Here is a 26,060-nt window from a genome sequence, read left to right as displayed (position 1 = left end):
AAAATATTTCGACAAGCTCAATATGACACAGAACTACACTTTTTAGACAGCTTCTTTTTTTTTTAAATCTTATTAAGATAGTATATTAATTGAGAACCTCTTTTATAATATACACATAAACAGGAAAATGATCGCTAAAACCATTTGTAAAACCTCCATAGCCCCAACTTCGTTTTGGGTAGCCTTTATAAGCACCAGCCTTTTCAATTAAATAATTTTTATTGTATATGCCTGCTTTATAAAATCTGAATGACGAATAATCGTTTTCTAATAAAGGTCTGCTAACCATTATCTGGTCAAATAAACTCCAAGCATCTCTATAAGCCGTTGTGCCCAGTCCGTCTTTAAAATAGTTTTCATACGGGTTGTAAATGCCCTTTAAACCTACTTTATCTTTGTTTCTTTCAGTTTTTAAAACTTTTTTAACGCTTTCATCGGTGGGATTATCATTTAAATCGCCCATAATAAAAATCTTTGCATACGGGTCAATAGACTGAAGCGAATCTACTAAATGCTTACTTAGTTTAGCTGCAGCGACCCGTTTTGGTCTACTTCTAGCTTCACCACCACTTCTAGAGGGCCAGTGGTTTACAATTACGTGAATTAAATCGCCCTCCAATTCACCACTTACCAATAGTTGGTCTCTGGTGTAAACAGGTTTTCCGGTTTGGTCATCAAAAATTTTCAATTCATGTTTACTTGTAGAGATAGGCGTAAATAATTTTTTCTGGTATAACATAGCAACATCAATACCTCTAGCATCAGGCGAGTGGAAATGTATAATGCCATAATCTTTATCTCTTAAAATAGTATCATTTACAATATCTTCTAAAACCTCTCTGTTTTCAACCTCACAAACACCAATAATAGCGGGCGAATTATGGGTGTCATCTTTACCAATATCAGCTAAAACACCTGCCATATTTTTCACTTTTTTCTTATATACATCTTCTCTATTAGTGTTTAATTCCATAATAGGGCTTGCCTCATCAAACTTGGTAGGGTCATCTACGGGGTCAAATAAGTTTTCTAAATTATAGAAAGCTACTGTATGTATTTTATAAACCTTTTTGTTTTGTGAATTCGCTTTTGCAAATAGGCATATTATAAATGCGAAAAAATATAATCTGGCTGTTTTCATAAATAAAATATAATATTTTTTTTATTAAATGTAAATATAATCAATAAATAATGTAAGTTTATGTAATTCAATATGGTAGTATTTAACAACACAGTGTTTATGATTTTAAATTAGGGATGAAAAAGAGATTATTTATTTCTTTATTCGGAATGTTTTCAATTTGTACAGCTATTGCACAACAAACCATTATAAAGGGGAGTGTGAAAGATGCAGTATCTTTTGAACCTGTTTATGAAGTTTTAATTACTATTGAAGAAACAAATCAATCTGCTCTAACAAATGTTGATGGTGTATTTGAATTTAAGTTAAATATCCCTTTGGGTGAACAAATTTTAAGAATTTCTAAAGAAGGGTATATAACCAAAAGGTTTCCTATTGTGGTTAATGAATTTGGTATGGTTGATATTTCTGATATGACTTTAGAAAAAGACCTCACAGAATCTCACGATTTGTTTACCATTATGCTTTCCGATGATGAATTGGATGACGATATTGGCGGTATTGATAATATTTCTGGGATCTTACAAGCGTCGATGGATGTGTTTCAACGTACAGCGGCTTTCGAGTTTAGTTCCTCATTTTTTAGTATGCGTGGGTTAGATTCTGATAATGGTTCCGTTTTAATTAACGGCATCGAAATGAACAAACTGTTTAATGGGCGACCACAATGGAGTCATTGGGGCGGTATGAACGATGTGTTACGCAACCAAGAACTCACCACAGGCTTAGCACCATCCCATTATAATTTTGGAGGTATTTTAGGCACAAATAATATTAGTACTAGAGCATCTTCATACCGAAGTGGTAGCCGCATTACCTATTCGGCATCTAACAGAAGTTATACCAACCGACTCATGGCAAGTTATGCCTCCGGTTTATTAAAGAATAATTGGGCATTTGCTATGTCTTTGGGCAGGCGTTGGGGTAACGAAGGGTATCAAGATGCGACACTTTACGATTCTAATTCTTTTTTTATTTCCGCAGAAAAGAAAATTAATGATAAGCATAGTTTTAATTTTACGGGTATTTATGCACCAAACAGACGTGGAAAATCTTCACCCAACACACAAGAAGTTTACGATTTAAAAGGGATTAAGTATAATGAATATTGGGGATGGCAAGATGGTGAAAAACGAAATTCAAGAATTAAAGAGGTGGAAGAGCCTATTTTTATTTTAAGTCATTATTGGGATATTTCCAAAAAAACGGCGTTAACAAATACGGTGGCTTATCAATTTGGAAAACAAGGAAATAGCAGATTAGATTATAATGGCACCGATTTAGTAAAGGGCTACCCAGAAGGTGGAGGCTCTAACCCAAGTGCTTCTTATTATCAAAAATTACCGAGCTATTTCGAGCGTAATTTTCCAAATGATTTGGGTTTTGCGTATATGGCTCAACAGGAGTTTTTAAGTAACGGGCAAATTAATTGGAACGATTTGTACAGTGCCAATATAAGCAATACAACACAAGGTGGTAATGCTGTTTATGCGTTATATGAAGACCGAGTGGATGATAAACAGATAACGCTTAATTCTACAATCAATTATCAAATAACCAACCGTATCATTTTTAATGCATCCGTCAATTATAAAACCCTTACATCTGAAAACTACGCCAAAATGCTCGATTTATTGGGGGCTAAAGGTTATTTGGATGTAGATGGGTATGCTAATGATTTTGTAAATAACCCGGAAGCCATTCAAAACGATTTATTAAATCCAAATAGAATTGTTGAAGTTGGTGATACGTTTAAATACAACTACAATGTGAATGCCGATGTTATTGGTGGCTATGCACAAACACAATTTAAATATAATAAAGTAGATTTTTATGTTGCGGGAAGTGTTACCAATACCAGTTACCAAAGAGAGGGTGTTTTTGAAAACGGTTCGTTCCCCGGAGCGGAATCTTTAGGAAAAGGAAAAAAGATGCGCTTTCTAGGTTATGGGGCCAAAGCAGGAGCAACATATAAAATTTCTGGAAAGCATGTGTTTGATTTCAATCTTGGATACATTTTAAAAGCGCCATCCATTCAAAATACATATTCAAATTCTAGAGAAAATCATAATATAGTTCCTAATATTTCCGAAGAAAAAATAAGCAGTATCGATGCGAGTTATATTTTTAGGTCATCCATCGTAAGAGCAAAACTTACAGGTTATTACACAAAAATAAAAGATGCTAACGAAATCTCTTTTTTCTTTGCAGATGGTATTGGAGCTATTAATGCATTTTCAGAAAACGGATTTAATGAAACTGCCAATTTTGTACAAGAAATTCTTCAAGGTGTAGAAAATAAGCATATAGGTGCCGAATTAGGATTAGAAGCTCAGGTTACCACTGGTATCAAATTAAAAGCGGCATTGGCAATAGGTCAATTTACTTATAATAATAATCCCGATTTGTATTTATCCTCTGAAGATTTCACAAACGTTTATTTAGGAAAAGCCAATTTAAAAAACTACAAACAGGCAGTGGGCCCGCAAACGGCATTTTCTGTGGGTTTTGAGTATCAAGACCCCGATTATTGGTGGTTTGGTGCTACGGCAAACTTTTTCAGCAACACGTATATTGATATTAGTCCGTTGAACAGAAGTTCTAATTTTAATACGGATGTAGATGGGCAACCTTTTAACGATTATGATGAAACACTTGCCAAAACCCTATTAGAACAAGAACGTTTTGCCGATTATATAGTAGTAAACTTAACCGGAGGTAAATCGTGGCGCATTGGTGGCAAGTATATTGGATTATTTGTAAGTGTGAATAATCTTTTAGATGAAGTGTATAAAACAGGCGGATTTGAACAATCCAGAAACGCTAATTTTAGAGAATTAAGAGACGATAAAGCATTGAACAAACCTGTATTTGGCTCAAAATATTGGTATGGTAGAGGCGCTACCTATTTTGTAAACCTGAACTATAGATTTTAAAATAACGGTATTATGAATAACATATATAAATTTTTAACAAGCGTTTTAATAACCATTAGCTTAGTGGCTTGTGTGCAAGATGACGATTATTCAATTCCAGATATAATCATAAAAGAAATCGAAATACCAGCGAGTAACATCACAACTTTTAAGGCTGTTTTAGAACGTTACGAACAAGCGGTTGCTGGTGGAAATACCACCGTTTTAATTCAGGACGAACAGGATTTATACATTGAAGGCTATGTGATTTCTAGTGATAAAGGCGGTAACTTTTTTGAAGAACTCATTATTCAAAATAAAATAGATAATAGTAATCCTGATAACGACCCGCGTTTAGGACTAAAAATAGAAATAAATGCCAGTAGTCTTTATAATGCTTTTGAAATTGGTAGAAAAGTATATGTAAAATTGAATGGATTGACTATTGGTTTATCAAACGGTGTAATTGCTATTGGCAAAGGCGATTCTAACAGTTTAAAACAAATTCAAGCTTCTGAATATCGCAGTATTATTTTAAGAGGAACAGAAGTAGCAGCGCTAATACCTAAAGTTGCCAACATACAAGATTTAACAGATAAAGATGAAAATACGTTAATACAATTAAATAATATGCAGGTAAATCGCTTTGATTTAGGGTCGACTTATGCTGGTGAAAGTACTGATGAATTTGATGGGTTTCGTATATTGGAAAGTTGCGATTCTAAAGTGTCCATATTGATGCAAACCAGTACGTTTGCCGATTTTAAATCCTTACCTGTTCCGCAAGGAAAAGGTACTATAACGGGCATTTTTGGTAGAGATTATGGCGACGATTTTAATGTTATTATGATTAATAGCTTGTCGGATATTAATTTTGACAATGCTGAACGCTGTGACCCGTTGGAATTGAATTGCGGTTTAGCAACAACATACGGAACCACTAATTTATTTTATGAAGATTTCGAATCGCAATCCAATAATAAATTGGTAGAAGGTAATGGCTGGACCAATTATATAGAGGCTGGAACCGAAGGTTGGGAAGCTTACACCGTAACAACTACAAATGCATCTTTGGGGCGTTCGGCAAGAGTACAAAGTGCTAGCTCTGGAGATGTTAGTAATATAGCATGGTTAATTACTCCAGCCATTAATTTAACAGGAAAAAATGGTGTAACTCTAAGGTTTAAAACTTCAAACAGTTTAGCAGATGGTAGCTTTTTGGAAATACTATATTCTTTAAATTGGGATGGTACGCAAGCTAATATTAAAATGGCTACTTGGGGCGTGCTTTCTGCAGCTTATGTAGTGAAAGACACCGATTCGTTTGTGCCATGGTTCAATTCTGGAAATGTTGATCTAACCTGTGCTACCGGAACCATGTACATTGCTTTTAAATATACAGGAAGCGGACAAGAAGCCTTTGACGGTGTTTATGAGTTAGATGAAGTTAGTATTGATTATATGCCTTAGAAGTTGAAATGTACTTCTTATTTCTTTTTTGCATCAATAAATGTATTGAATAAATAGAAACGAATGAATTACATTTGCAATATGAATGCCTTCGACACCATTTTCTACAATATTTTTACTTTTTTAAAACCCAAATACAAACAAAAATCAAGCAGTATTGCTATTGCTTATATTTCGGTGTTACAATGTGCATTATTATTGCTTTTAGGTGTTTTCTTTGCTAAATTTTTTAATCAAATGAACATGGTTACCATGAGTAAAGAAAAAGCGTGGACGCTTTTCGTTTTTGTTTCAGTATTTGTGTATTTTAAAAATTGGATGCAGTATACAGGAAAAAGGCGCATGATGATAAATGCCAAAATGAACAAAAAGACAACTCCAAAACATAACATTTGGTTGCTTTTATTGCTGCCAATAGGTGTTTTAGTATTGGCTCTTATCCTTTTTCAAGCTGCTTAATCATTTTTGAAAAATAGCATACACAGGAAAGTGGTCGCTATAACCGCCTTGGTACTTTTTACCCATATAAGTTCTAAAAGGACTTCCTTTAAATTTTCCGTTAAAGAGTTTTAAAAAATCTTCATCAAAAATATTAGCAGTTTCAAATTCAAGCTTGTTGGGGGTTTTATCAAAAAAGTTGGTAGAAAATATAATTTGGTCAAATAAATTCCATTGGCGGTTATGCATGGTAGTGCCTCTACTAAAGGAACGCAAGGTATCCATAGGGTTATAAAGATTGGAGACTTCAACTAAATTTTTAATGCTATTGCTGGATGGATCATCATTAAAATCGCCCATAACAATAATTTTAGCATCAGCATTTACTAAACGTAAATTGGCAATAATTTCGGTTACTTTATGTGAAGAAGCCATACGTTTAGGCTCGGTTTCTTTTTCACCTTCACGTCTAGAAGACCAGTGGTTTACAATAACATGTATCGCTTCACCATCCAACAAACCAGAAACCAATAAAATATCTCGGGTATAATCTGGTAAGCCATGTTCATTCACTAGTTGAATTCTAAAAACATCGGAATGGGTTACTTCAAAAGCTGTTGAATCATAAATTAAGGCGACATCAATCCCGCGTTCATCTAAAGAATCGTAATGCACAAAATTGTAGTGGCAGTTTTCTAAATGTTTATAATTTATTAAATCTTGAATGGCTTTGGCATTTTCAACTTCGGCTAAACCAACAAGTGCTGGGTGTTTACCCGTTTCCTTCATTCCAATGCTTGAAATGGCAAAACTCAACTTCCTAAGTTTATTATCGTAGCGCTTAGGCGTCCATTTTTTTACAGAGATTGGTAGAAAATCATTATCGTTAGTGTGCCTATCATCATTATAATCAAATAAATTTTCAAGGTTATAAAATGCAACAGTTTGTAAATCGTGGCGTATAGGTGTTTCTTCAAAAAAGTCAGTCATAAATCAAAATAATGCTTAAAAATATAAAAATTAAAGTGGATGCAATTATGTAACTTTGCATATTACGATTAATTTATGTTAGAAAAGAAAGATATTAGTTTAGAAAAGGCCGTTTTAATAGGTGTTATTACTAAAGAACAAGATGAAGTTAAATCTCAAGAATATTTAGATGAACTTGAGTTTTTAACCTTTACAGCAGGTGGTGAAGTGATAAAACGATTCACCCAAAAAATGGAGCGTCCAGACCCTAAAACCTTTCTTGGATCTGGTAAGATAGAAGATGTTCGTAAATATATTGAAGAAAATGAGATTGGTACCGCTATTTTTGATGATGAATTATCTTCAGCCCAAGAGCGTAATATTAGTAAAATTCTTAATTGTAAAGTATTAGATAGAACCAATTTAATCCTCGATATTTTTGCACAACGTGCTCAAACTAGTTATGCCAGAACGCAGGTAGAATTGGCACAATGCGAATATTTATTGCCACGATTAAGAGGTATGTGGACGCATCTTGAGCGTCAAAAAGGGGGTATTGGTATGCGTGGACCTGGTGAAACTGAAATTGAAACAGATAGACGTATTGTACGTGAAAGAATTTCGTTGTTAAAAGAAAAATTAAAAACGATTGATAAACAAATGTCGGTGCAGCGTGGTAACCGTGGTGCCATGGTTCGTGTGGCATTAGTTGGTTATACGAATGTTGGAAAATCGACGTTAATGAATGTGATAAGTAAAAGCGATGTGTTTGCTGAAAACAAATTGTTTGCCACCTTAGATACCACTGTTAGAAAAGTGGTGATTCAAAATTTACCATTTTTATTAAGCGATACGGTTGGTTTTATAAGAAAGTTGCCTACCCAATTGGTTGAAAGTTTTAAAGGTACGCTCGATGAGGTTCGTGAAGCTGATTTACTGTTGCATGTGGTTGATATTTCACATCCTAATTTTGAAGAACATATCGAGTCTGTAAATAAGATTTTAGGTGAAATAAAAAGCTCGGATAAACCAACTATTATGGTGTTTAATAAAATTGATGCATATAAAGCAGAACCTTTAGATGCAGATGATTTAGAAACGGAACGGAGCTCCAAACATAACACGTTAAGTGAATGGAAAAGCACTTGGATGGGTAAAGTTGGAAAAAATAATGCGTTGTTTATTTCAGCATTGAACAAAGAGAATTTAGAAGATTTTAAAAAACGTGTTTACGATGAGGTTCGCGAAATTCACATCACACGTTTTCCTTATAACAAATTTTTGTACCCCGACTACGAAGATATGAACTAGATAAAACCAAGTATGGCGTTAATAAAAGGATTACTGAAAAATAGATGGATAAAATGGGGACTTATAGGTTTTACTGCCATTTTAGTTTTTTTTATTGGCCTTTATATTAGCATTTATTTAGGGGTTTTTGGAGAAGTGCCAACCAGTACCGAGTTGAGTTCCATTAAACAAGAAGAAGCAACCCAAGTTTTAGATCATGATGGAAAGTTAATAGGTAAATATTATATTTATGATAGGCAGCCTTTACACTTCGAAGATTTTCCAAAGCACCTTATTGACGCCTTAGTTGCCACCGAAGATGTGCGTTTTTTTGAACATGATGGCATTGATAACGTAAGTTTAATGCGCGTTTTTATAAAAAGCATTCTTCTACGCGATAAATCTGCTGGCGGCGGAAGCACCATAACGTTACAACTTGCAAAAAATCTATATGGCCGAAATAATTATCGATTTTTTAGTATGGTCATCAATAAGTTTCGTGAATCCATCATTGCTGAGCGTATAGAGATTATTTATTCCAAAAAAGAGATTCTTACCATGTATCTCAATACCGTTCCTTTTTCCGATAATACTTACGGTATTGAAAGTGCTGCACGTAAATTTTTTAATAAACCAGCATTTGAGCTTACAAAAGATGAAGCTGCCACTTTGGTAGGTTCCTTAAAAGCGAACAATTTTTATAACCCAAGATTAAACCCAGAACGGAGTTTAAATAGGCGTAATGTGGTACTAAATCAAATGGTCAAATATGGTAATATGCCACAAGATTCGGCAGATTTTTACAAAAAAAAACCATTGGGATTGGATTATAAATCCTTTAATCATGATGTAGGAATTGCGCCTTATTTTAGAGAACAGGTAAAAAAAGAATTGGCTATTATCCTAGATTCCATTAAAAACCCAAATGGCGAACCTTATGATTTATATCGTGATGGTTTAATAGTTCACACAACTTTAGATGTGGGCATGCAAGAATTGGCAGAACAAGCCATGAAAGAGCATCTCACTGTTTTACAAAAAGATTTTGAAGCATCTTATGGGAAGTATGCACCTTGGAAAACCAATAAAAAACTTATTGAAAGTGCTTTGAAAAGAACATCTCAATATAAAAAATTTAAGGAAGCAGGTTTATCGTATGAGCAAATTAATGACTCGCTTTCAGTAAAGCGAGATACAGATTTATTTCAATGGAAAGGTGACACTATTCAGAAAATAAGTGTTTTAGATAGCTTACAGCACTATTTAAAGTTTTTAAATACGGGTATGTTGAGTATCGAACCCCAAACAGGTGCTATAAGAACCTATATTGGAGGGATTGATTACCGTTTTTTTAAATACGACCATGTATCACAAAGTGAACGTCAAGTTGGCTCCACTTTTAAACCTTTTGTTTATACGGCTGCTATTGAAAACGGCATGAAACCTTGTACCTATTTTTCCTTAGCGGAAGTAACTTATAGCAATTATGATGATTGGACGCCTTCAAATTCTGGTGGTGAAACGGAAGATCCTTACACCAATTATAATCTTGAAATGGCATTGAGTAATTCAGTAAATACTATTGCAGTAAAGGTGTTGAATGAAGTTGGGATTCCTAAGGTTTTGGAACAAACTAAAAAGTTGGGAATTAAAAAAGAGTTGCCCAATTTACCTTCTATAGCACTAGGTGTTGCCGAAATAAATTTGAAACAACTTACGGGTGCGTATGCCAGTTATGTGAATGATGGTAAACCTGTTAAACCATTTTGCATTACAAAAATAACCGATAGAAACGGTAAGGTTATAGCTTCATTCAAACAAGAAGAATCAGAACCTGCTTATAATGATTATACAAGACAGGTGATGTTGGAAATTATGAAATCGACTGTTAATTCTGGTACAGCTTCCAGATTGAGAACTTCATATGGTTTAACAAATGACATAGCGGGTAAAACAGGAACTACACAAGATAATAAAGATGGTTGGTTTGTAGGCATCACGCCAAATTTAGTAACAGTTACTTGGGTTGGAAATGATAATTCAAGCATTCGTTTTAAAACCACAGGCATGGGGCAAGGGGCTAATTCGGCACTGCCTATTTTTGCGAAATTCTATTCGAAATTAAATAAAGATTCCAATTACAATAACATTACAAAAAGTCATTTTAAACAAGCTTCAGATGAAGTTATTACCGATTTAGATTGTAACGAAGAAACGCGTGATGGGTTTTTTAAAAGACTTTTCACTAGTAAAAAGAAAGAACGAAAATTCAAAGGGAACTCTGATGATTAAAACAAAGAGGCTGTCTGAAAAGTGTAATTCTGTGTCATATTGAGCCTGTCGAAATATTTTAACTTACTGATAATCAATATCAGTTTCGACAAGCTCAACCTGACAAAGTAAATACAATACACTTTTCAGACAGCCTCCTGTATGTATAAAGAAGAAATATTCTTAAAATTTATAACTTAAACCTACAGTATAATATGTTTGTAAATCGTTATCAACATCATCAAAACCTGTAGCAGTTGCTGGAGTTTGGGCTAACGCATAATTTAAAGCTTCTTGTTTGTTGCTTCTTAAGCCAAAATCAAAACCAACACCAATCATTTTCCAAAGTGTGTAGCTAAATGAGTTACTCCAAGTATAATTTGAGTAGTCATTACTTTTATAACTTTGGAACATTGATAAGTTTGTTTTAAAGTTTATTGCACCAATTTGTCTGGTATAGTCTGCAACAATTTTAGCTCCTAAAGACGATTCAAAAACTGTTTCGCCACTACTAAACACAAAGTTGTAGTTTAAAGGGTGAATAACCACTATTAAATTGTCAATAGGTGTCCAAGTAGCACCAACTCCTAAATCTAAATATCCAGGGTCGTTAAAGTTATCTAAAATCGTCGTTCTGTATTCCATTAATGCAGAAGCAGCTAATGTTTTCGTAATGTTTCTTCCGTATAAAGATGAAATATTAAAAACATCCGTAGTTGGTTCAAAACTATCTTTATCAGAAGGGTCATCTTTATCATCTAATTTTACCCAGTTTAAATTTGTATTTAATGAGTTTCTCCAAAAGAATTTTGGTTGTATTAAGTTAGCATGCCCATTAAAAGTAAAACCAATATTTCCTGATGAATTATTTGGAGATCCTTGTGCATACCATTTACTAAAGTTTGATAAACTACCTCCAATAGTACCAAAAGCACCTACTCTCCAACCTGGTAAGGCATCAATTTGTGCTTGTAAAGCTTTTGCTTCTCCTAATAAAGCATTTCCAGCGGCTTGTTTTTCAGCTTTTTGAGCTTCAAGTTCTTCTTTTGTTTGTGCATTTACGGTTGCTATACCAATAAATAATGCCAATAATAAAAGTGTTTTTTTCATTTCTTTTTTTTGTTTATAGAATAGTTGCAAATATAATTAATAATTTGCGTATTATAAGTATTACAGATTAAGACACATGTTTTTTTGAAAAGTCACAAAAATTATTTTTTTTTGAAAAGCGGAACAGATGAGCAAGCTTCTCCATACATAATAGATGTTGCTATAGGCTTTAATTTTGAAGCGAGCATGATATAAGCATTTTGAGGCACCGGTTTTTTTGAACAGCCTTTAATAATAAGTGGCTTATTTGCAAATTCTGAAACATCTAAATTATTTAAAACATCTTGATAGATGGAAGTTTCTAAAGCTTCAAGATTGCCAATAATTGTTTTTTTTGCTACCGATTCCAATTGAATACTTATAAGCATATACGCCCAACCTGGTATAATGGCATCGGTACAGCAAGTTAATGCCACATAAGCATCTTGGTATTGCGACCAATCATGTTCGGCAACTTGGTTTCTAAAATCTTTTTCGCGTAACACGAAGCCTTCAAAAAGCCAATCTTTAATATCAAAAAGCACACGTTGTCCTTTCGGATAGTAATCTTCAAGGTTAATGGTAACCAGTACACTATTCGCAACGCGATTTACAATTTCATCTGCCATAATACAAATTTAAGCAATTTTGTTATTGATACCCTTCCGCTTGCAGCGAAAACAATTCAGAATAGAGTGTTTTGTTTTGCATCAATTCTTTGTGTGTACCTATTTCAAGTACTTTGCCGTGTTCTAAGACTAATATCCGATCGGCTTGTCTTACCGTGCTAAACCGATGTGAAATTATGATGCTAGTTTTACCTTCGGTAAGCCCAATGAATCTTCCAAAAACATCGCTTTCCGCTTTGGCATCAAGCGCTGAGGTTGGTTCGTCTAAAATCATAACTTCCGCATTTTTCATATACGCACGAGCTAAAGCTACTTTTTGCCATTGTCCACCAGAAAGTTCTTGTCCGTTAGAAAATCGTTTTCCTAATTGTTGGTTGTAACCATGTTTTAATTCGGCGATAACAGCATCTGCTAAACTTAACTCGGCAGCAGTTTCAATTTTGGTTTGATTTTCCAATTCATCAATATTCCCAATGGCGATATTTTCTTTTACAGTAAATTCATATCTGAAGAAATCTTGAAAAATAACGCCAAAAAATTCTTGATATTCTGCTTTGTTAAAACGGTTAATGTTAATGCCATCTAGTAAAATATAGCCAGATGTTGGTTCGTAAAAACGTAACAATAATTTGGTTAGGGTTGTTTTTCCAGCGCCATTTTGACCAACAAATGCCATTTTTTCACCTGCTTTTAAGGTGAAATTAATGCCTTTTAAAATTTCATGATCAGAATCTGGATATGAAAAATGCACATTTTTAAACTCAAATCCTTGTTTTATATGCTTCGGAAGCGGTACATCTTCTTTAGTTTTTGAAAGGATGGAAATGTCAATAAAATCAAAATAATCCTTTAAGTATAAAGCACTTTCTGAAATACGTGTGAATCTTGAAAAGAAATCTTGTAAACTTTTGGTTAACCTATTAAAGGAACCTGATAAAAAAGTAAGCTCACCTAAAGTGATAACGCCTGAAAGCACCCGATAAATAATGAAGACGTAAGCACCATAATAGCTTAAAGTACCCAAAACATTAAACACAAAACCCAAAGCGGTACGTTTGATGGCGAGTGTTTTGTTGAGTTCGTAATATTCTTGAGAGAGGTTTTTAAAACGATTCACAATGAAATCGGTTAATCCAAAAAGCTTGATTTCTTTAGCTGTTTTATCGTTGGCACCAATAAAACGCAAGTAATCTAATTCTCTACGTTCCGATGTCCAACTTCGAGCTAGGGAATATTGTTGTTGACTAAAGCGTACTTCGTTTATAAACGACGGAATGATACTTAACACCAAAAGGATGATTAAATAGGGTTCAAAATATATTAAACCAGCGACCAAAGTAGCAATAGAGATAGCCGTTTGTGCTTGTCCTAACACGTTCGACATTAACCCAACACGACCTGTGGTTTGTGTTCTGGCACGTTCTAATTTATCATAAAATTCCGCATCTTCTAATAAACTAATATTAATTTGATTGGTCTTTTTTATGATGGTTACGGAGGTCGCAATATTGTATTCATCACCTAATAAACCGTCGGTAAGTGAAATGGCACGACTTATTAAATCTGAAAGAATTACTAAAGCGAATTCAATACCAACGTAGGTCCATAGTTGTGTATAATCTGTAATTTCTATGGATGTTTGATGAATGATTTCATCAATTATAAGTTTCCCAATCCATAAAATAATAACAGGAAGTAAAGCGCCAATGAGTCTGCAAAAAGTAGATAATAGGAATATTTTTTTATTTACATTCCAAATTTCTTTAAAAAAACGAGGAATGTAAACTAAGGCATTAAAAGACGATTTTAAGTTTGTTTTCTTACCGTCTTTTAATGATGTAGGTGTCCGTTTAGCCATTAAAAATAGTTAATTACAGCATGCCCAATTCTAACTTGGCTTCTTCGCTCATTAAATCTTGTGTCCAAGGTGGATCGAACGTAATTTCAACTTCAGCAGATTTTACAGCGTCTAATGATTTCACTTTTTCTTCAACTTCTAAAGGTAATGTTTCTGCTACTGGGCAGTTTGGTGTTGTTAAGGTCATTAAAATTTTAACGTCGTAATCTTCATTTACAAAAACATCATAAATTAAACCTAATTCGTAGATGTCTACAGGAATTTCTGGATCGTATATGGTTTTTAATACGTTTACTATTTTTTCACCTAATTCGGCGGTATCAATTCTTTCGCTCATTTTTTTTAAGTTTATGGGTTTATGAGGTTATTGGTTTATATGTTTAAGGTCTATAATTTTATGGGTTAAAACGTGATTGAGATGAATAACCTCATAAACTTTAACCTAATAAACTAATAACCTCACAACCCTATTTTAACTGTGTTTGGTATGCAATGGCATACATTTTAAGTTGTTTTATCATACTAACCAAACCATTAGCTCGGGTAGGTGATAAATGTTCTTTTAAGCCAATTTTGTCAATAAAATCCATATCGGCATCAATAATATCTTTTGGATGTTGATTTGAAAAAACACGTATTAAAATGGCAATAATACCTTTGGTGATGATGGCATCACTATCGGCAGTAAATTCTATTTTATCATCTTTCAAATCAGCATGTACCCAAACTTTACTTTGGCAACCTTTTATAATGTTGCTGTCGGTTTTGTATTGGTCGTCAATTAAGGGTAAATCTTTCCCTAAATCAATCATATATTGGTAGCGTTCTTCCCAATCTTCAAACATGGAGAATTCGTCTATTATTTCGTTTTGGATGTCTTTAATACTCACAATGACTAAATTTTATGTAAAAATACAACAAGATATGTTGCTATTCAATGTTTTCTGAAATTGATAGCATTTCTTTAACAAGTTCAGCTATTTCTTGTGGCGGATTTCCATGATCGAAACTTGGCGTTTCATAGGTTTTTCCGTTATAAATTATTTTAAAATTTCCAATGGCTGCACCATCAAAAAATCGTTTTTCAGAAGGTGCTTTTAGGCTTGGAATATTTTCTACATTAATAGGTTTTATGGTTTTTAAAATAGTTTCCCAATCGGTTTTTGGACATGATTTTATAATTGGTGTTTCTCCACTATTGTTTACTACGGAAATACTTTTTTTGGTAATTATAATGTGTTTGAAAGTTCTTCTGGAACGCGCAGAATATTCAAGAGAAATGGCATCTTGATTTATTTTGGATGCTGAGCAACCATTATCAGCTAAAACTAAGGATAATAAAACGATTAAAAACTTCATAAAATTTAGATTGTATTTCTTTTAAAATATTACAAAAAAGAAGCCAAAGTTTTTATGATAGCATCATTTTTGCTTTTTTAACACCAGAAACTAAAACGTCAATTTCTTCTTTGGTGTTATAAAAAGCGAAAGAGGCACGCACTGTTCCTGGAATATTAAAGTAATCCATAATAGGTTGTGCACAGTGATGCCCAGTTCGAACCGCGATTCCTAATTTATCCAAAATAGTACCTACATCATACGGATGAATGCCTTCTAAATTAAAAGAAATTACTGAAGTTTTTTGTTTTGAAGTTCCGTAGATTTTCAAACCTTCAATCTCTAAAAGTTTTTCAGTGGCGTGTTCTAAAAGTTCGTGTTCGTATTTGGAAATGGCGTCGAAACCAATCGCGTTCATATAGTCGATAGCGGCTCCAAAAGCGATACCACCACAAATGTTTGGTGTTCCTGCTTCGAATTTATAAGGTAAATCGGCATAGGTTGTTTTTTCAAAAGTAACTTCGGCAATCATTTCGCCACCACCTTGGTAAGGCGGTAGTTTTTTCAACCAACTTTCTTTACCGTAAAGCATTCCTTCGCCAGTTGGTCCGCACATTTTGTGAGCAGAAGCGACGTAAAAATCAACATCTAAAGCTTGTACATCGGGTTTTATATGTGGGGTAGATTGTGCACCATCAATTAATACGGCAGCACCATATAAATGCGCTTGTTTAATAATATATTCAATGGGGTTTACAGTGCCCAAAGCGTTTGAAACATGATTTACAAAAACGAGTTTGGTGTTTTTTGATAAAAGGGCATCGAATTCTGGTATAACCAATTCGCCATCTTGGTTCATGGGGATTACCTTTAAATTAGCACCTGTACGTTCACAAAGCATTTGCCAAGGCACAATATTGCTATGGTGTTCTAATGCTGAAACAAGAATGTCGTCCCCTTTTTTTAATAAGGTTGAAAATCCGTTGGCAACTAAATTAATACTATGGGTTGTTCCCGAAGTAAAAATGATTTCATGGGCATGTTTTGCATTGAAATGGTTCTGAATTTTTTGTCGTGCCTGTTCGTATTTATCGGTAGCTTCCTGACTTAATGTGTGCACGCCACGATGAATGTTAGCGTTGTAGTTTGAATAATAACCTACAATAACATCGATAACCTGTTGTGGGGTTTGTGATGTGGCTGCATTATCTAGATACACTAAAGGTTTGCCATTTACTTTGCGAGAAAGAATGGGGAAGTCTTTTCGAATGGTTTCTACGTTGAACATGTTATAATTTTAGCTTTTTAGGGTTCTGCCTGCTGTCCCAAATGGTAAGAATAAATAGTTTTTCATTTGATATTTCATAAAAAATGAAATAATCTTTAACAGTTTTTAATCGAATGGTTTTGTTTGAAGTTGGTCTTCCTATTTCTGGGTACTTTAAAATAATTTTAATGGATGCCTCAAAAAGAATATTGAGTTTAATACTATATAATTTTGATTTATTACGGTGATTCCAATATTCAAAAATATCTTTTCTGTCTTGTTGTGCTTTGGCAGACCAAACTATTTCTTTAACCATTTTTGAATGTCTTCGCTCGCTTCCGCATCTGTTAAATACCTTCCGTTTTGAATATCTTCTCTACCTTCAGCAATGGCATTTTGCTGGTCTTCATTAAGTTGATATATATTATTTTCTGAACTTTCTTCTAAATTTAAGAGTAGATTAATATCTTCCAACAAAGCATTGCTTTTTGTAGTTCGAATTTTATCTATCAATTTCTTTTTTAATGTTACAATATCCATTTTGCCAATTTTAACACTAAGATAATCTTTTTTGTTGAATGATGTTACATACTAAATGCCCTAGCCCCGATAGTAGCGGCATCCTTTTTTGCTTTTTTTCAAAGCGAAAAAGATATAGCGGATAGCGGGAATAGCTTCAAAAAAATTAAATTATTGTTCTCATTAAGAGATTCCTTCTTTCGCAGCAATTATAAATCGAAACCAATATTAACACCTAACTTGTGTGCGATAATTTTAGTAATACGCAGTTTAATTTCTGGGATTTTAACCGAACTTAACACGTTGTTACTAAAGGCATACATTAAAAGTGCTTTGGCTTCTTTTTCTGGAATACCGCGCGAACGCATGTAAAACATAGCACTTTCGTCTAACTGACCAATGGTACAGCCGTGAGAACATTTTACATCATCTGCAAAAATTTCGAGTTGTGGTTTGGTATTTATGGTTGCTTTATCGCTTATTAAAATGTTGTTATTAGCTTGAAATGCATTGGTTTTTTGGGCCTCTTTTTCAACAACAATTTTCCCGTTAAAAACCCCGGTGGAGTTTTCTCCAAAAATACCTTTGTAATCTTGATGGCTTTCGCAATTTGGTTCGATATGATGCACCAATGTGTTATGGTCTACATGCTGTTTATCGCCAATAATGGTAATGCCTTTTAGGTTGGATTCGATGCGTTCGCCAGTTTGGTAAAAATTCAAATTGTTACGAACTAACTTTCCGCCAAACGCAAACGTATGTACCGAGGCTACACTTTCTTGCCTTTGTTTTATAAAGGTATTATCTATTAAGGTCGCGTTTTGGTTATCATTTTGAATTTTGTAATAATCAACAATCGCACGTTTATTTGTGAAAATTTCTGTAACACTATTGGTTAAAACGGCATTACTGGTTAAACTTTGGTGACGTTCTATAATTTGGACATGTGAATTCTCATCAACCACAATTAAATTACGCGGTTGCAACATGGTTGCAGCTTCGTTTCCTGTAGAAAAATATAGAATTTGAATTGGTTTTTGAACCAATTTGTTTTTTGGGATATGAATATAAACACCTTCGCAAGAAAATGCTGTATTTAAAGACGTTAAGCTATCTTTTGTGGCAGCTTTATTAAAATAGTTTTCAACAATGATGCGGTATTTTGGTTTTGTTAATGCCGAAGACATTAAACACACGTCAATACCGTCGTGCGTGGTTTGCGAAAGGTGCGAAGAATATTTGCCATCTATAAAGACTACTTTGTAAGTGTCGATATCGTGAATGAAATACTTTTTCACATCATTATATTCTATAGTGTTTTCCTGTTTAGGAAAAACGCTGTAATCGTCTTTTAACACACTGTTTAAAGAAGTGTATTTCCAAGCCTCTTCCTTTTTTGTAGGAAAACCTTTTTCTTCAAATATTTTGATGGCCTCATTTCTAATATTATGAATAAATGTGTCTGTATCGACATCATTTTCAAATGCTAAAAAGGATGCTGTTAATTTTTCTTTTAAATCCATTGTGTTCAGTTTTCAGTTTTCAGTCTCAGTTTTCAGTATTTCTGATTACTGCGACTGTGACTGTTTACTTTGTTTATGCGTTCACTTCTTCCTTAATCCAGTCGTATCCTTTTTCTTCAAGCTCGTGCGCTAATTCTTTTCCACCCGATTTTACAATACGCCCGTTGTAAAGTACGTGTACAAAATCTGGAACAATATAATCTAACAAACGTTGGTAGTGTGTGATTACAATAACCGCGTTGTCTTTGCTTTTAAGTTTGTTAACACCATTTGCAACAATACGAAGGGCGTCAATATCTAAGCCAGAATCGGTTTCATCAAGAATAGCTAATTTAGGTTCTAACATCGCCATTTGGAAAATTTCGTTACGTTTCTTTTCACCACCCGAAAAACCTTCGTTTAATGAACGTGATAAAAACTTTCTATCAATTTCCAATAATTCCGATTTTTCACGGATTAACTTCAGCATATCTTTAGCAGGCATGTCTTCCAAACCTTTAGATTTACGAGTTTCGTTGATAGCCGTCTTCATGAAGTTAGTAACAGAAACACCAGGAATTTCTACAGGATATTGGAATGATAAAAATATACCTTTGTGAGCGCGTTCCTCTGCAGCTAATTCGTCTATGTCTTCATTTTCCAAGAAAATGCTACCTTCAGTAACTTCATACTCTTCTTTCCCTGCAATAACAGAAGCTAATGTGCTTTTTCCAGAACCGTTTGGTCCCATAATAGCATGTACTTCTCCTGCTTTAACTTCTAAATTTATGCCTCTTAAAATGGCTTTATCTTCAACACTTGCGTGTAAATTTTCAATTTTTAACATACTTAATTTTTAAAATTTCAATTTTAAAATTCCAAATCCCAAAAGAGCTACTTTAGTGGAATTTAGTATTTGAATTTTGGTATTTTTTATTTTATCCTACCGAGCCTTCTAAACTAATTTCCAAAAGTTTTTGAGCCTCAACAGCAAACTCCATAGGGAGTTTATTTAATACTTCTTTACTAAATCCGTTTACTATTAATGCAATGGCTTTTTCAGTATCAATACCACGTTGGTTGCAATAGAAAATTTGGTCTTCACCAATTTTACTAGTGGTTGCTTCGTGTTCTATTTTTGCTGTTTTATTTTTAGCTTCAATATATGGAAACGTGTGTGCGCCACATTCATTCCCCATAAGTAAACTATCACATTGCGAGAAGTTACGGGCGTTATCTGCGTTCGGACTGATTTTAACCAGGCCACGGTAACTGTTTTGAGATTTTCCTGCTGAAATTCCTTTTGAAATGATAGTCGATTTGGTGTTTTTACCCAAATGAATCATTTTCGTTCCTGTATCAGCTTGTTGGTGGTTGTTTGTTACTGCGATAGAGTAGAACTCACCAACCGAATTATCACCTTTCAATACACATGATGGGTATTTCCAAGTCACGGCACTCCCTGTTTCCACTTGCGTCCATGAGATTTTAGCGTTCTTTTCGCATAAACCACGTTTGGTTACAAAGTTAAAAACACCACCTTTACCTTCGGCGTTTCCTGGATACCAGTTTTGTACAGTTGAATATTTTATTTCAGCATCGTCTAAAGCTATAAGCTCCACAACGGCGGCGTGCAATTGGTTTTCATCACGACTTGGGGCTGTACAACCTTCTAAATAAGAAACGTAACTGCCTTCATCTGCAATAACTAGTGTTCTTTCAAACTGACCAGTTCCTGCTTGATTAATTCTAAAATAAGTGGAAAGTTCCATGGGGCAACGAACGCCTTTTGGAATGTAGCAAAAACTTCCATCGCTAAAAACAGCCGAGTTTAATGCGGCATAAAAATTGTCTTTTTGAGGAACTATGGTTCCTATATATTTCTTCACAAGCTCTGGATGTTCTCTAATAGCTTCCGAAATACTCATAAAAATAATGCCTTTTTCGCCAAGTGTTTTCTTGAAAGTAGTCGCCACCGAAACCGAATCTACCACAACATCCATAGCTACGTTGGATAGCTTTTTTTGTTCATCTATAGAAATGCCAAGTTTAGCAAATGTTGCTAATAACTCGGGATCAACTTCATCTAAACTGTTGTATTTAGGTTTGCTATTTGGCGCCGAATAGTATGAAATGGCTTGAAAATCTGGTTTTGCATAATGCACATTGGCCCATTCTGGTTCTTCCATTTTTTCCCAAGCGCGAAAGGCTTCTAAGCGCCATTCGGTCATCCATTCTGGTTCTTCTTTTTTAAGAGAAATAGCACGAACAATATCTTCATTTAAACCTATAGGAAATGTATCAGATTCTATATCGGTATAAAATCCGTATTCATATTCTTTGGTTTTAAGCTCTTCCCTTAAATCGTCTTCAGTATATTTATTCATAATTTGCCCCCTAGCCCCCGAAGGGGAACACCTATTAGGGGAAAATAGGATTTTTATATTATTTCCGCCACCACATTAGGGGCTTATTACAGCGAAAAACTTTCTCCACAACCACATGTGCGGTTGGCATTTGGGTTGTTAAACACAAATCCGGTACCGTTTAATCCTCCAGAGTATTCTAAAGTTGTTCCCACTAAATACAGGAAACTTTTTTTGTCTACAATAATTTTAACATCATTATCAACAAATACTTTATCACCATCTAGGTTTTCTTTATCAAACTTTAAATCGTAAGACAGCCCAGAGCAACCACCGCTTTTAACACCTACACGCACAAAATCGGTAGTAGGGTTAAAGCCATCTTCTTGCATAAGTTCGATAACTTTTTTCTTAGCTGTTTCAGAAACTTTTATCATATGTTTTTAATTAAATTTAGACACGTTTTAACTGTTATTCTTATTAAGACGATTTCTAAATAGGTTACAAATATACAATATAAGTCATGGAATTCCATATAACCTAACATTATATTAGCATATAGTTTTATAGGTTTTTCTTATTGATTAAAAAACATGGAGTTTGTTGTGTTTTTTTGATTTTAAGATTAATAATTTAAATTTTTATTAGCTAATGCATTAGTATTTATAAAAATAAGCTTCTTATTTTTGCAGCATGATAGAAGATAAAAATCAGCAACGTACGCCATTAAGTGGATTTGGAGAATTTGGATTGATAGACCATTTAACCAAAAATTTTAAAATTAATCAGAGCTCTACCATCAAAGGAATAGGTGATGATGCCGCTGTTTTAAATTTTGAAAACAAAAAAATTGTAATTACTACCGATTTGTTGGTTGAAGGTGTGCATTTCGATTTGAGTTATATGCCGCTTAAGCATTTGGGCTATAAGGCGGTTGTTGTAAATTTATCGGATGTGTATGCAATGAATGCGAAAGCGACACAAATTACTGTATCAATTGCTGTGTCGAATAGGTTTCCTGTGGAAGCACTTGAAGATATTTATGCTGGTATTGAAACGGCTGCTAAAATATATGATATTGATGTTATTGGTGGCGACACCACATCATCTACCACAGGACTATTAATTTCTATCACTGCCATTGGTGAAGTTGAAGATGAGGTTTACAGAAATGGTGCGAAACCCAAAGATTTATTGGTTGTTACTGGCGATTTAGGCGCTGCTTTTATGGGCTTGCAAGTGCTTGAGCGTGAAAAAGAAGTATATAAAGTAAACCCAAATAGTCAACCAGATTTAGAACCTTATACTTATATAATTGAGCGTCAATTAAAACCCGAAGCACGAAAAGATATTATAAAATTATTGAAGGATTTAGACGTGAAACCGACTTCGATGATTGATATTAGCGATGGTTTATCGTCTGAAATTATTCATTTGTGCAAACAAAGTAATGTAGGTTGCGATTTGTATGAGGACAAAATTCCGTTAGATCCGCAAGTTATTTCAACCTGTGAAGAATTCAATATTGATAGTACCACCGTTGCTTTGAATGGTGGTGAAGATTACGAATTGTTATTTACGATTTCGCAAAGCGATTTTCCTAAAATACAAGCAAACCCTAATTTTAGTGTTATTGGTTATATGAAGGAAGCAAATGAAGGGATGCACTTAGTTACAAGAGCCGATTCTAAAATACCAATTAAGGCTCAAGGTTGGAAAAACTTTAATGACTAAATACCAACAAATCACTTTTAAATTTTTTACGATTGGTTTTAGATACCCGCTTTTGGTGTATATGCTCTAAAACATCATTAATTTCCTTGTATTTAGGCGTTAATTCGGTTAAGTGGCCGCTGCCGTTTGTGGTTAGTTGTTTGCTGCAATTTTTACATGCGTATTCTTTAACATGATTTGTAACATTACGAGTTACTTTATAATCATGCCCGAATACCAGACAATGGATGTTTTTCATTTATATATTTTAATTAGCTACTATAGGGACCATTAAATTATAAAAAATGAATTGAAGATTTTAATAGCAGGCTAATAAATCGACGAAACGAGTCTTTTTTCCTTTGAACGTTCCATTCTTGAATTATGAATGCGTTCTAAAATATCATTGATTTCTTTGAATTTTGGAGTTAATTCTATTAAGCTTCCATTGCTGTTTGTAGTTAATTGTTTTTTACAATGTGAACAAGTATACTCCTTTACGTGGTAGGTAACTTTTTTAGATACTTGATAATCATGCCCAAAAATATTACAGTACATTTTTGGCATGAAAGCGTGTTTGGTTGTAGATTTTTTCATGGGTTGAATTATTAGTGCAATAAAAATAAATAAAAAAACCAAATAAATCGTCAAAATGTCAAATATTTTCGATGAAATGCATTATTTCGATTAAAAAATCATCCTGATTTTCAATATGACTCATATGTCCGTCTGGAAATTCCACTTTTTTAACATCCGTGTTTTTTGCTTGTGCTATAAGTGTTTTGTAATCTAAAGCAGGATCCTTTTTGCTAATAATCATCATTTTTTTGAAAGTAGGTGATTGAAGTAGGTGTTGTCTATCCTTTCTAATTTTCATGCCTTCTAATGCAGCAACAATACCTTGTAGAGGGGTTTTTAAAGCTTCATTAACAACATCCTTTATTTTATCAGCAAAAACAATTCTATTTTTTGGTCGGAATAAATTGTTCACTGCAATCCTAACAAACGTTTTATAATTCTGTTTTACGGCTATAATAGCACGGTCTCTGTTCCGTTTTTTTTCTTCAGTATCTGGTAAGGAGGTTGAGTTCATTAAGCACAACCCTTTTAAATTTTTTGGATTTTTTTCCGCGAAAGCGAGTGCCACATAACCACCCATAGAATGACCAATAAGTGTAGATTTTGTAATTTTTAATTGGTTTAAAACTGCTTCAACTACTTCGGCCATAAGTTCCATGGTGTGAATGTAGCCCAAACATTCGGTTTTGCCATGCCCTAATAAATCAATACAGATCACTCTGTTTTTTTTTGTAAGTTCTGGAATAAAAGCCTGCCACATGGTTGAGTTTTCTAAAAATCCATGTAAAAAAACCACGGGGTTTCCTTGGCCTTCATCCGTATAAAAAACGGTAATGCCTTTGTGTTGTAGTGTCATTTTTTTTAAAATCTATTACAAAGATATAATGGGGTCATGAATAAAACCAATGAACCTTTAAGTAAATGAACTTTTTAAAAAATACGCAATCGTTATAGTAACAATTATTACATTTCAATTGAAATATTTGATAGAAATTTGAACAGAAATTATATCAAAATGAAAAACATTATAGTAATAGGCGGTCTGTCTGCAGGCCCATCGGCAGCAGCAAAAGCAAGACGTGAAAATGAACAAGCCAATATCCTCTTGTTCGAAAAAGGCGCCCACATTAGTTATGCAACTTGTGGTATGCCATATGCATTTTCGGGTGTTATTGAAAGTAGGGAAAAGTTAATGGTTGTAAAACCAGAACTACTTACCAATCGTTTCAATATAGATGTGCATTTGAATGAGGAAATTGTAAAAATAGATACGCAAAATAAAATGGTGTATTCAAACATAAAAAGTTATGAATACGACACCTTGATTTTTGCAACTGGAGCAAGCTCCATTGTCCCTCCTATAGAAAATATAAAATTAGCAACTAATTGGTCTACATGCCGTTCTATGGTCGATTTTGATAAGATCATAAATGAAGGATTAACAGGTGCATCAAAAAATATAGCTGTTATTGGAGCCGGATTAATTGGTGTTGAGGTTGCTGAAAACCTAAAGGAAGCAGGAAAAAAAGTGACTTTAATTGAAGGTTCAACGCATGTGCTGAATATGTGGCAGAAAAAATTCGGAAATTTTGCTGGAAATGTTTTAAAAGCAGATGGTATAAATGTGCTAACCGAAACTTTAGTAAGTAAATTTGATATTGATGAAAACGGAAAAATACAAGCCATCATAACAAAAGATGGCAGAAGTATCCCAACCGATTTTGTAATATTAAGCGTTGGTATTAAACCAAATACTAGTTTGTTGTTAGCAGAAGGAGCTGAATCTATTTGTAATGGAGCCTTAAAAGTGAACGAATTTATGGAAACATCTATTAAAGATGTTTATGCTGCGGGCGATAATGTTTCCATTAAAAATTTACAAACTAATGAATATGATTATTTTCCTTTAGGAACACACTCTAATAAAGCAGGTAGGGCAGCAGGAGCTAATGCCGTAGGAAGAAGTATTGAATTTAAAGGGGCTTATAAAACGGCCATTGTAAAGGTATTTGACTATACTTTAGCGAGAACAGGCATGAATGCCACTGCTTTAACACAAAAAGGCATTCCTTTTGAAACTGTTTTAACTGTAGCAGGTTCAACTCCAAGCTATTATCCAGATCAAAAAGATTTAATTACAGAAATTTATTATGATCCAAAAACCGAAGAAATTTATGGTGCGGAACTTTTTGGTGAAGTTGGTGTTGATAAACGTATAGACGTTTTAAGTACAGCTATTTATGCTAAATTGAAAATGAGCGATTTAGCACAATTGGACTTGGCTTACGCACCGCCATTTTCGCCAGCAAAAGACCCTGTGGTTGTTACTAGTTATGTAACCGAGAATATTTTAAATGATAGAAGTGAACAAATTTCTGTTGAAGCATTAGAAACTTTAATCAATTTAAGCTCTAAAGATGATTATTTGTTGCTAGATGCAAGAACTTTAGAAGAGTTTGAAAAAGGTACTATTCCGGGTGCTGTAAATTTCCCGTTAGATTCTTTAAGAAACCATATAGATTTTATAAAAAGCCAAGATAAAAAAGTGATTGTTTTTTGCCAAAAAGGATTACGAGGTTATTTAGCAGAATTAATTTTAAGAAATAACAATATTACCAATGTTTTAAACCTTGCTGGTGGGTTTAAAATTTGGCAAATGTATAGTGACCAAATTGAAATACCAGAACAAACAGTACTTAGTTAACC

The 26,060-nt window shown here is 33.8% G+C and carries 25 protein-coding genes; 7 read left to right on the top strand and 18 right to left on the bottom strand.

Going from position 1 to position 26,060, the window contains the following annotated elements; all coding sequences use genetic code 11:
• Positions 1-85: 85 nt before the first annotated feature.
• Positions 86-1,141: an endonuclease/exonuclease/phosphatase family protein gene (locus tag EV196_RS01580; RefSeq protein ID WP_132214205.1), complete on the bottom strand. Its 1,056-nt coding sequence runs from the start codon at positions 1,139-1,141 to the stop codon at positions 86-88.
• Positions 1,142-1,257: 116 nt separating this feature from the next.
• On the opposite strand from EV196_RS01580, the gene EV196_RS01575 reads away from it, so the two are divergent.
• The 3 genes from EV196_RS01575 (at position 1,258) to EV196_RS01565 (ending at position 5,985) form a co-directional block, all read left to right on the top strand.
• A complete protein-coding gene (locus EV196_RS01575; RefSeq protein ID WP_132214203.1) occupies positions 1,258-4,077 on the top strand; it encodes a carboxypeptidase-like regulatory domain-containing protein in 2,820 nt (939 codons plus the stop codon).
• A gap of 12 nt (positions 4,078-4,089) precedes the next feature.
• On the top strand, positions 4,090-5,526 hold the full coding sequence (locus tag EV196_RS01570) for a DUF5689 domain-containing protein (RefSeq protein WP_132214201.1): 1,437 nt from the start codon (positions 4,090-4,092) through the stop codon (positions 5,524-5,526).
• Between the two features lie 63 nt (positions 5,527-5,589).
• Complete coding sequence (locus EV196_RS01565) at positions 5,590-5,985, top strand: hypothetical protein (protein WP_243652152.1); 396 nt, start codon at positions 5,590-5,592, stop codon at positions 5,983-5,985.
• On the opposite strand, the gene EV196_RS01560 is transcribed toward EV196_RS01565, so the two are convergent.
• On the bottom strand, positions 5,986-6,954 hold the full coding sequence (locus tag EV196_RS01560) for an endonuclease/exonuclease/phosphatase family protein (protein ID WP_132214199.1): 969 nt from the start codon (positions 6,952-6,954) through the stop codon (positions 5,986-5,988).
• A gap of 75 nt (positions 6,955-7,029) precedes the next feature.
• Here EV196_RS01560 and hflX point away from each other — a divergent pair, with 75 nt between their 5' ends.
• Both hflX and EV196_RS01550 read left to right on the top strand, forming a co-directional pair.
• Entirely contained in the window at positions 7,030-8,244 is a 1,215-nt protein-coding gene (gene hflX, locus EV196_RS01555) for a GTPase HflX (RefSeq protein ID WP_132214197.1), read from the top strand.
• Between the two features lie 12 nt (positions 8,245-8,256).
• A complete protein-coding gene (locus EV196_RS01550) occupies positions 8,257-10,515 on the top strand; it encodes a transglycosylase domain-containing protein (RefSeq protein ID WP_132214195.1) in 2,259 nt (752 codons plus the stop codon).
• Between the two features lie 162 nt (positions 10,516-10,677).
• On the opposite strand, the gene EV196_RS01545 is transcribed toward EV196_RS01550, so the two are convergent.
• From EV196_RS01545 to EV196_RS01485, 13 genes are all read right to left on the bottom strand, one after another.
• Positions 10,678-11,604 (bottom strand): DUF3078 domain-containing protein, encoded by a 927-nt coding sequence (locus EV196_RS01545; RefSeq protein ID WP_132214193.1) that lies wholly within the window; start codon positions 11,602-11,604, stop codon positions 10,678-10,680.
• A gap of 101 nt (positions 11,605-11,705) precedes the next feature.
• The gene (locus EV196_RS01540) at positions 11,706-12,212 is read right to left on the bottom strand and encodes a DUF2480 family protein (protein WP_132214191.1); all 507 of its coding nucleotides are present in this window, start codon (positions 12,210-12,212) and stop codon (positions 11,706-11,708) included.
• A 22-nt stretch (positions 12,213-12,234) separates the two neighbouring features.
• Positions 12,235-14,070 carry an ABC transporter ATP-binding protein gene (locus tag EV196_RS01535; protein ID WP_132214189.1) on the bottom strand — a complete coding sequence of 612 codons (1,836 nt, stop codon included), beginning with the start codon at positions 14,068-14,070 and terminating at the stop codon, positions 12,235-12,237.
• A gap of 13 nt (positions 14,071-14,083) precedes the next feature.
• On the bottom strand, positions 14,084-14,407 hold the full coding sequence (locus EV196_RS01530) for an SUF system Fe-S cluster assembly protein (RefSeq protein WP_132214187.1): 324 nt from the start codon (positions 14,405-14,407) through the stop codon (positions 14,084-14,086).
• 130 nt (positions 14,408-14,537) lie between these two features.
• On the bottom strand, positions 14,538-14,960 hold the full coding sequence (locus EV196_RS01525; protein ID WP_132214185.1) for a SufE family protein: 423 nt from the start codon (positions 14,958-14,960) through the stop codon (positions 14,538-14,540).
• Between the two features lie 40 nt (positions 14,961-15,000).
• Entirely contained in the window at positions 15,001-15,429 is a 429-nt protein-coding gene (locus EV196_RS01520) for a hypothetical protein (protein ID WP_132214183.1), read from the bottom strand.
• 52 nt (positions 15,430-15,481) lie between these two features.
• Positions 15,482-16,696, bottom strand: a complete 1,215-nt coding sequence (locus EV196_RS01515; RefSeq protein ID WP_132214181.1) for an aminotransferase class V-fold PLP-dependent enzyme — start codon at positions 16,694-16,696, stop codon at positions 15,482-15,484.
• A 1-nt stretch (position 16,697) separates the two neighbouring features.
• A complete protein-coding gene (locus EV196_RS01510) occupies positions 16,698-16,991 on the bottom strand; it encodes a type II toxin-antitoxin system RelE/ParE family toxin (RefSeq protein WP_132214179.1) in 294 nt (97 codons plus the stop codon).
• On the bottom strand, positions 16,976-17,215 hold the full coding sequence (locus EV196_RS01505; RefSeq protein WP_132214177.1) for a hypothetical protein: 240 nt from the start codon (positions 17,213-17,215) through the stop codon (positions 16,976-16,978). The genes EV196_RS01510 and EV196_RS01505 overlap by 16 nt, the downstream gene beginning before the upstream one ends.
• Positions 17,216-17,403: 188 nt before the next feature.
• Positions 17,404-18,717: a Fe-S cluster assembly protein SufD gene (sufD, locus tag EV196_RS01500; RefSeq protein ID WP_132214175.1), complete on the bottom strand. Its 1,314-nt coding sequence runs from the start codon at positions 18,715-18,717 to the stop codon at positions 17,404-17,406.
• A 73-nt stretch (positions 18,718-18,790) separates the two neighbouring features.
• Positions 18,791-19,543, bottom strand: coding sequence for a Fe-S cluster assembly ATPase SufC (gene sufC, locus EV196_RS01495; RefSeq protein WP_132214173.1), 753 nt, complete (start codon positions 19,541-19,543; stop codon positions 18,791-18,793).
• Positions 19,544-19,634: 91 nt separating this feature from the next.
• Positions 19,635-21,083, bottom strand: coding sequence for a Fe-S cluster assembly protein SufB (sufB, locus tag EV196_RS01490; RefSeq protein ID WP_132214171.1), 1,449 nt, complete (start codon positions 21,081-21,083; stop codon positions 19,635-19,637).
• 86 nt (positions 21,084-21,169) lie between these two features.
• Positions 21,170-21,499, bottom strand: coding sequence for a HesB/IscA family protein (locus tag EV196_RS01485; RefSeq protein ID WP_132214169.1), 330 nt, complete (start codon positions 21,497-21,499; stop codon positions 21,170-21,172).
• A gap of 256 nt (positions 21,500-21,755) precedes the next feature.
• On the opposite strand from EV196_RS01485, the gene thiL reads away from it, so the two are divergent.
• On the top strand, positions 21,756-22,796 hold the full coding sequence (gene thiL, locus EV196_RS01480) for a thiamine-phosphate kinase (protein WP_132214167.1): 1,041 nt from the start codon (positions 21,756-21,758) through the stop codon (positions 22,794-22,796).
• Here the strand turns inward: thiL and EV196_RS01475 are convergent.
• The 3 genes from EV196_RS01475 to EV196_RS01465 all read right to left on the bottom strand — a co-directional run bounded on the left by EV196_RS01475 (position 22,786) and on the right by EV196_RS01465 (position 24,210).
• Positions 22,786-23,034 (bottom strand): hypothetical protein, encoded by a 249-nt coding sequence (locus EV196_RS01475; RefSeq protein WP_132214165.1) that lies wholly within the window; start codon positions 23,032-23,034, stop codon positions 22,786-22,788. The genes thiL and EV196_RS01475 overlap by 11 nt on opposite strands.
• Before the next feature lie 71 nt (positions 23,035-23,105).
• On the bottom strand, positions 23,106-23,372 hold the full coding sequence (locus EV196_RS01470) for a hypothetical protein (protein WP_132214163.1): 267 nt from the start codon (positions 23,370-23,372) through the stop codon (positions 23,106-23,108).
• A 58-nt stretch (positions 23,373-23,430) separates the two neighbouring features.
• Entirely contained in the window at positions 23,431-24,210 is a 780-nt protein-coding gene (locus EV196_RS01465) for an alpha/beta fold hydrolase (protein WP_132214161.1), read from the bottom strand.
• 159 nt (positions 24,211-24,369) lie between these two features.
• Here EV196_RS01465 and EV196_RS01460 point away from each other — a divergent pair, with 159 nt between their 5' ends.
• The gene (locus tag EV196_RS01460; protein ID WP_132214159.1) at positions 24,370-26,058 is read left to right on the top strand and encodes an FAD-dependent oxidoreductase; all 1,689 of its coding nucleotides are present in this window, start codon (positions 24,370-24,372) and stop codon (positions 26,056-26,058) included.
• Positions 26,059-26,060: the final 2 nt, after the last annotated feature.

The sequence above is a fragment of the Mariniflexile fucanivorans genome, assembly GCF_004341235.1.
Taxonomy (GTDB): Bacteria; Bacteroidota; Bacteroidia; order Flavobacteriales; family Flavobacteriaceae; genus Mariniflexile; species Mariniflexile fucanivorans.
Note: the sequence above shows the minus strand (reverse complement) of the source record. Positions and strands in the feature narration are given on the sequence as shown.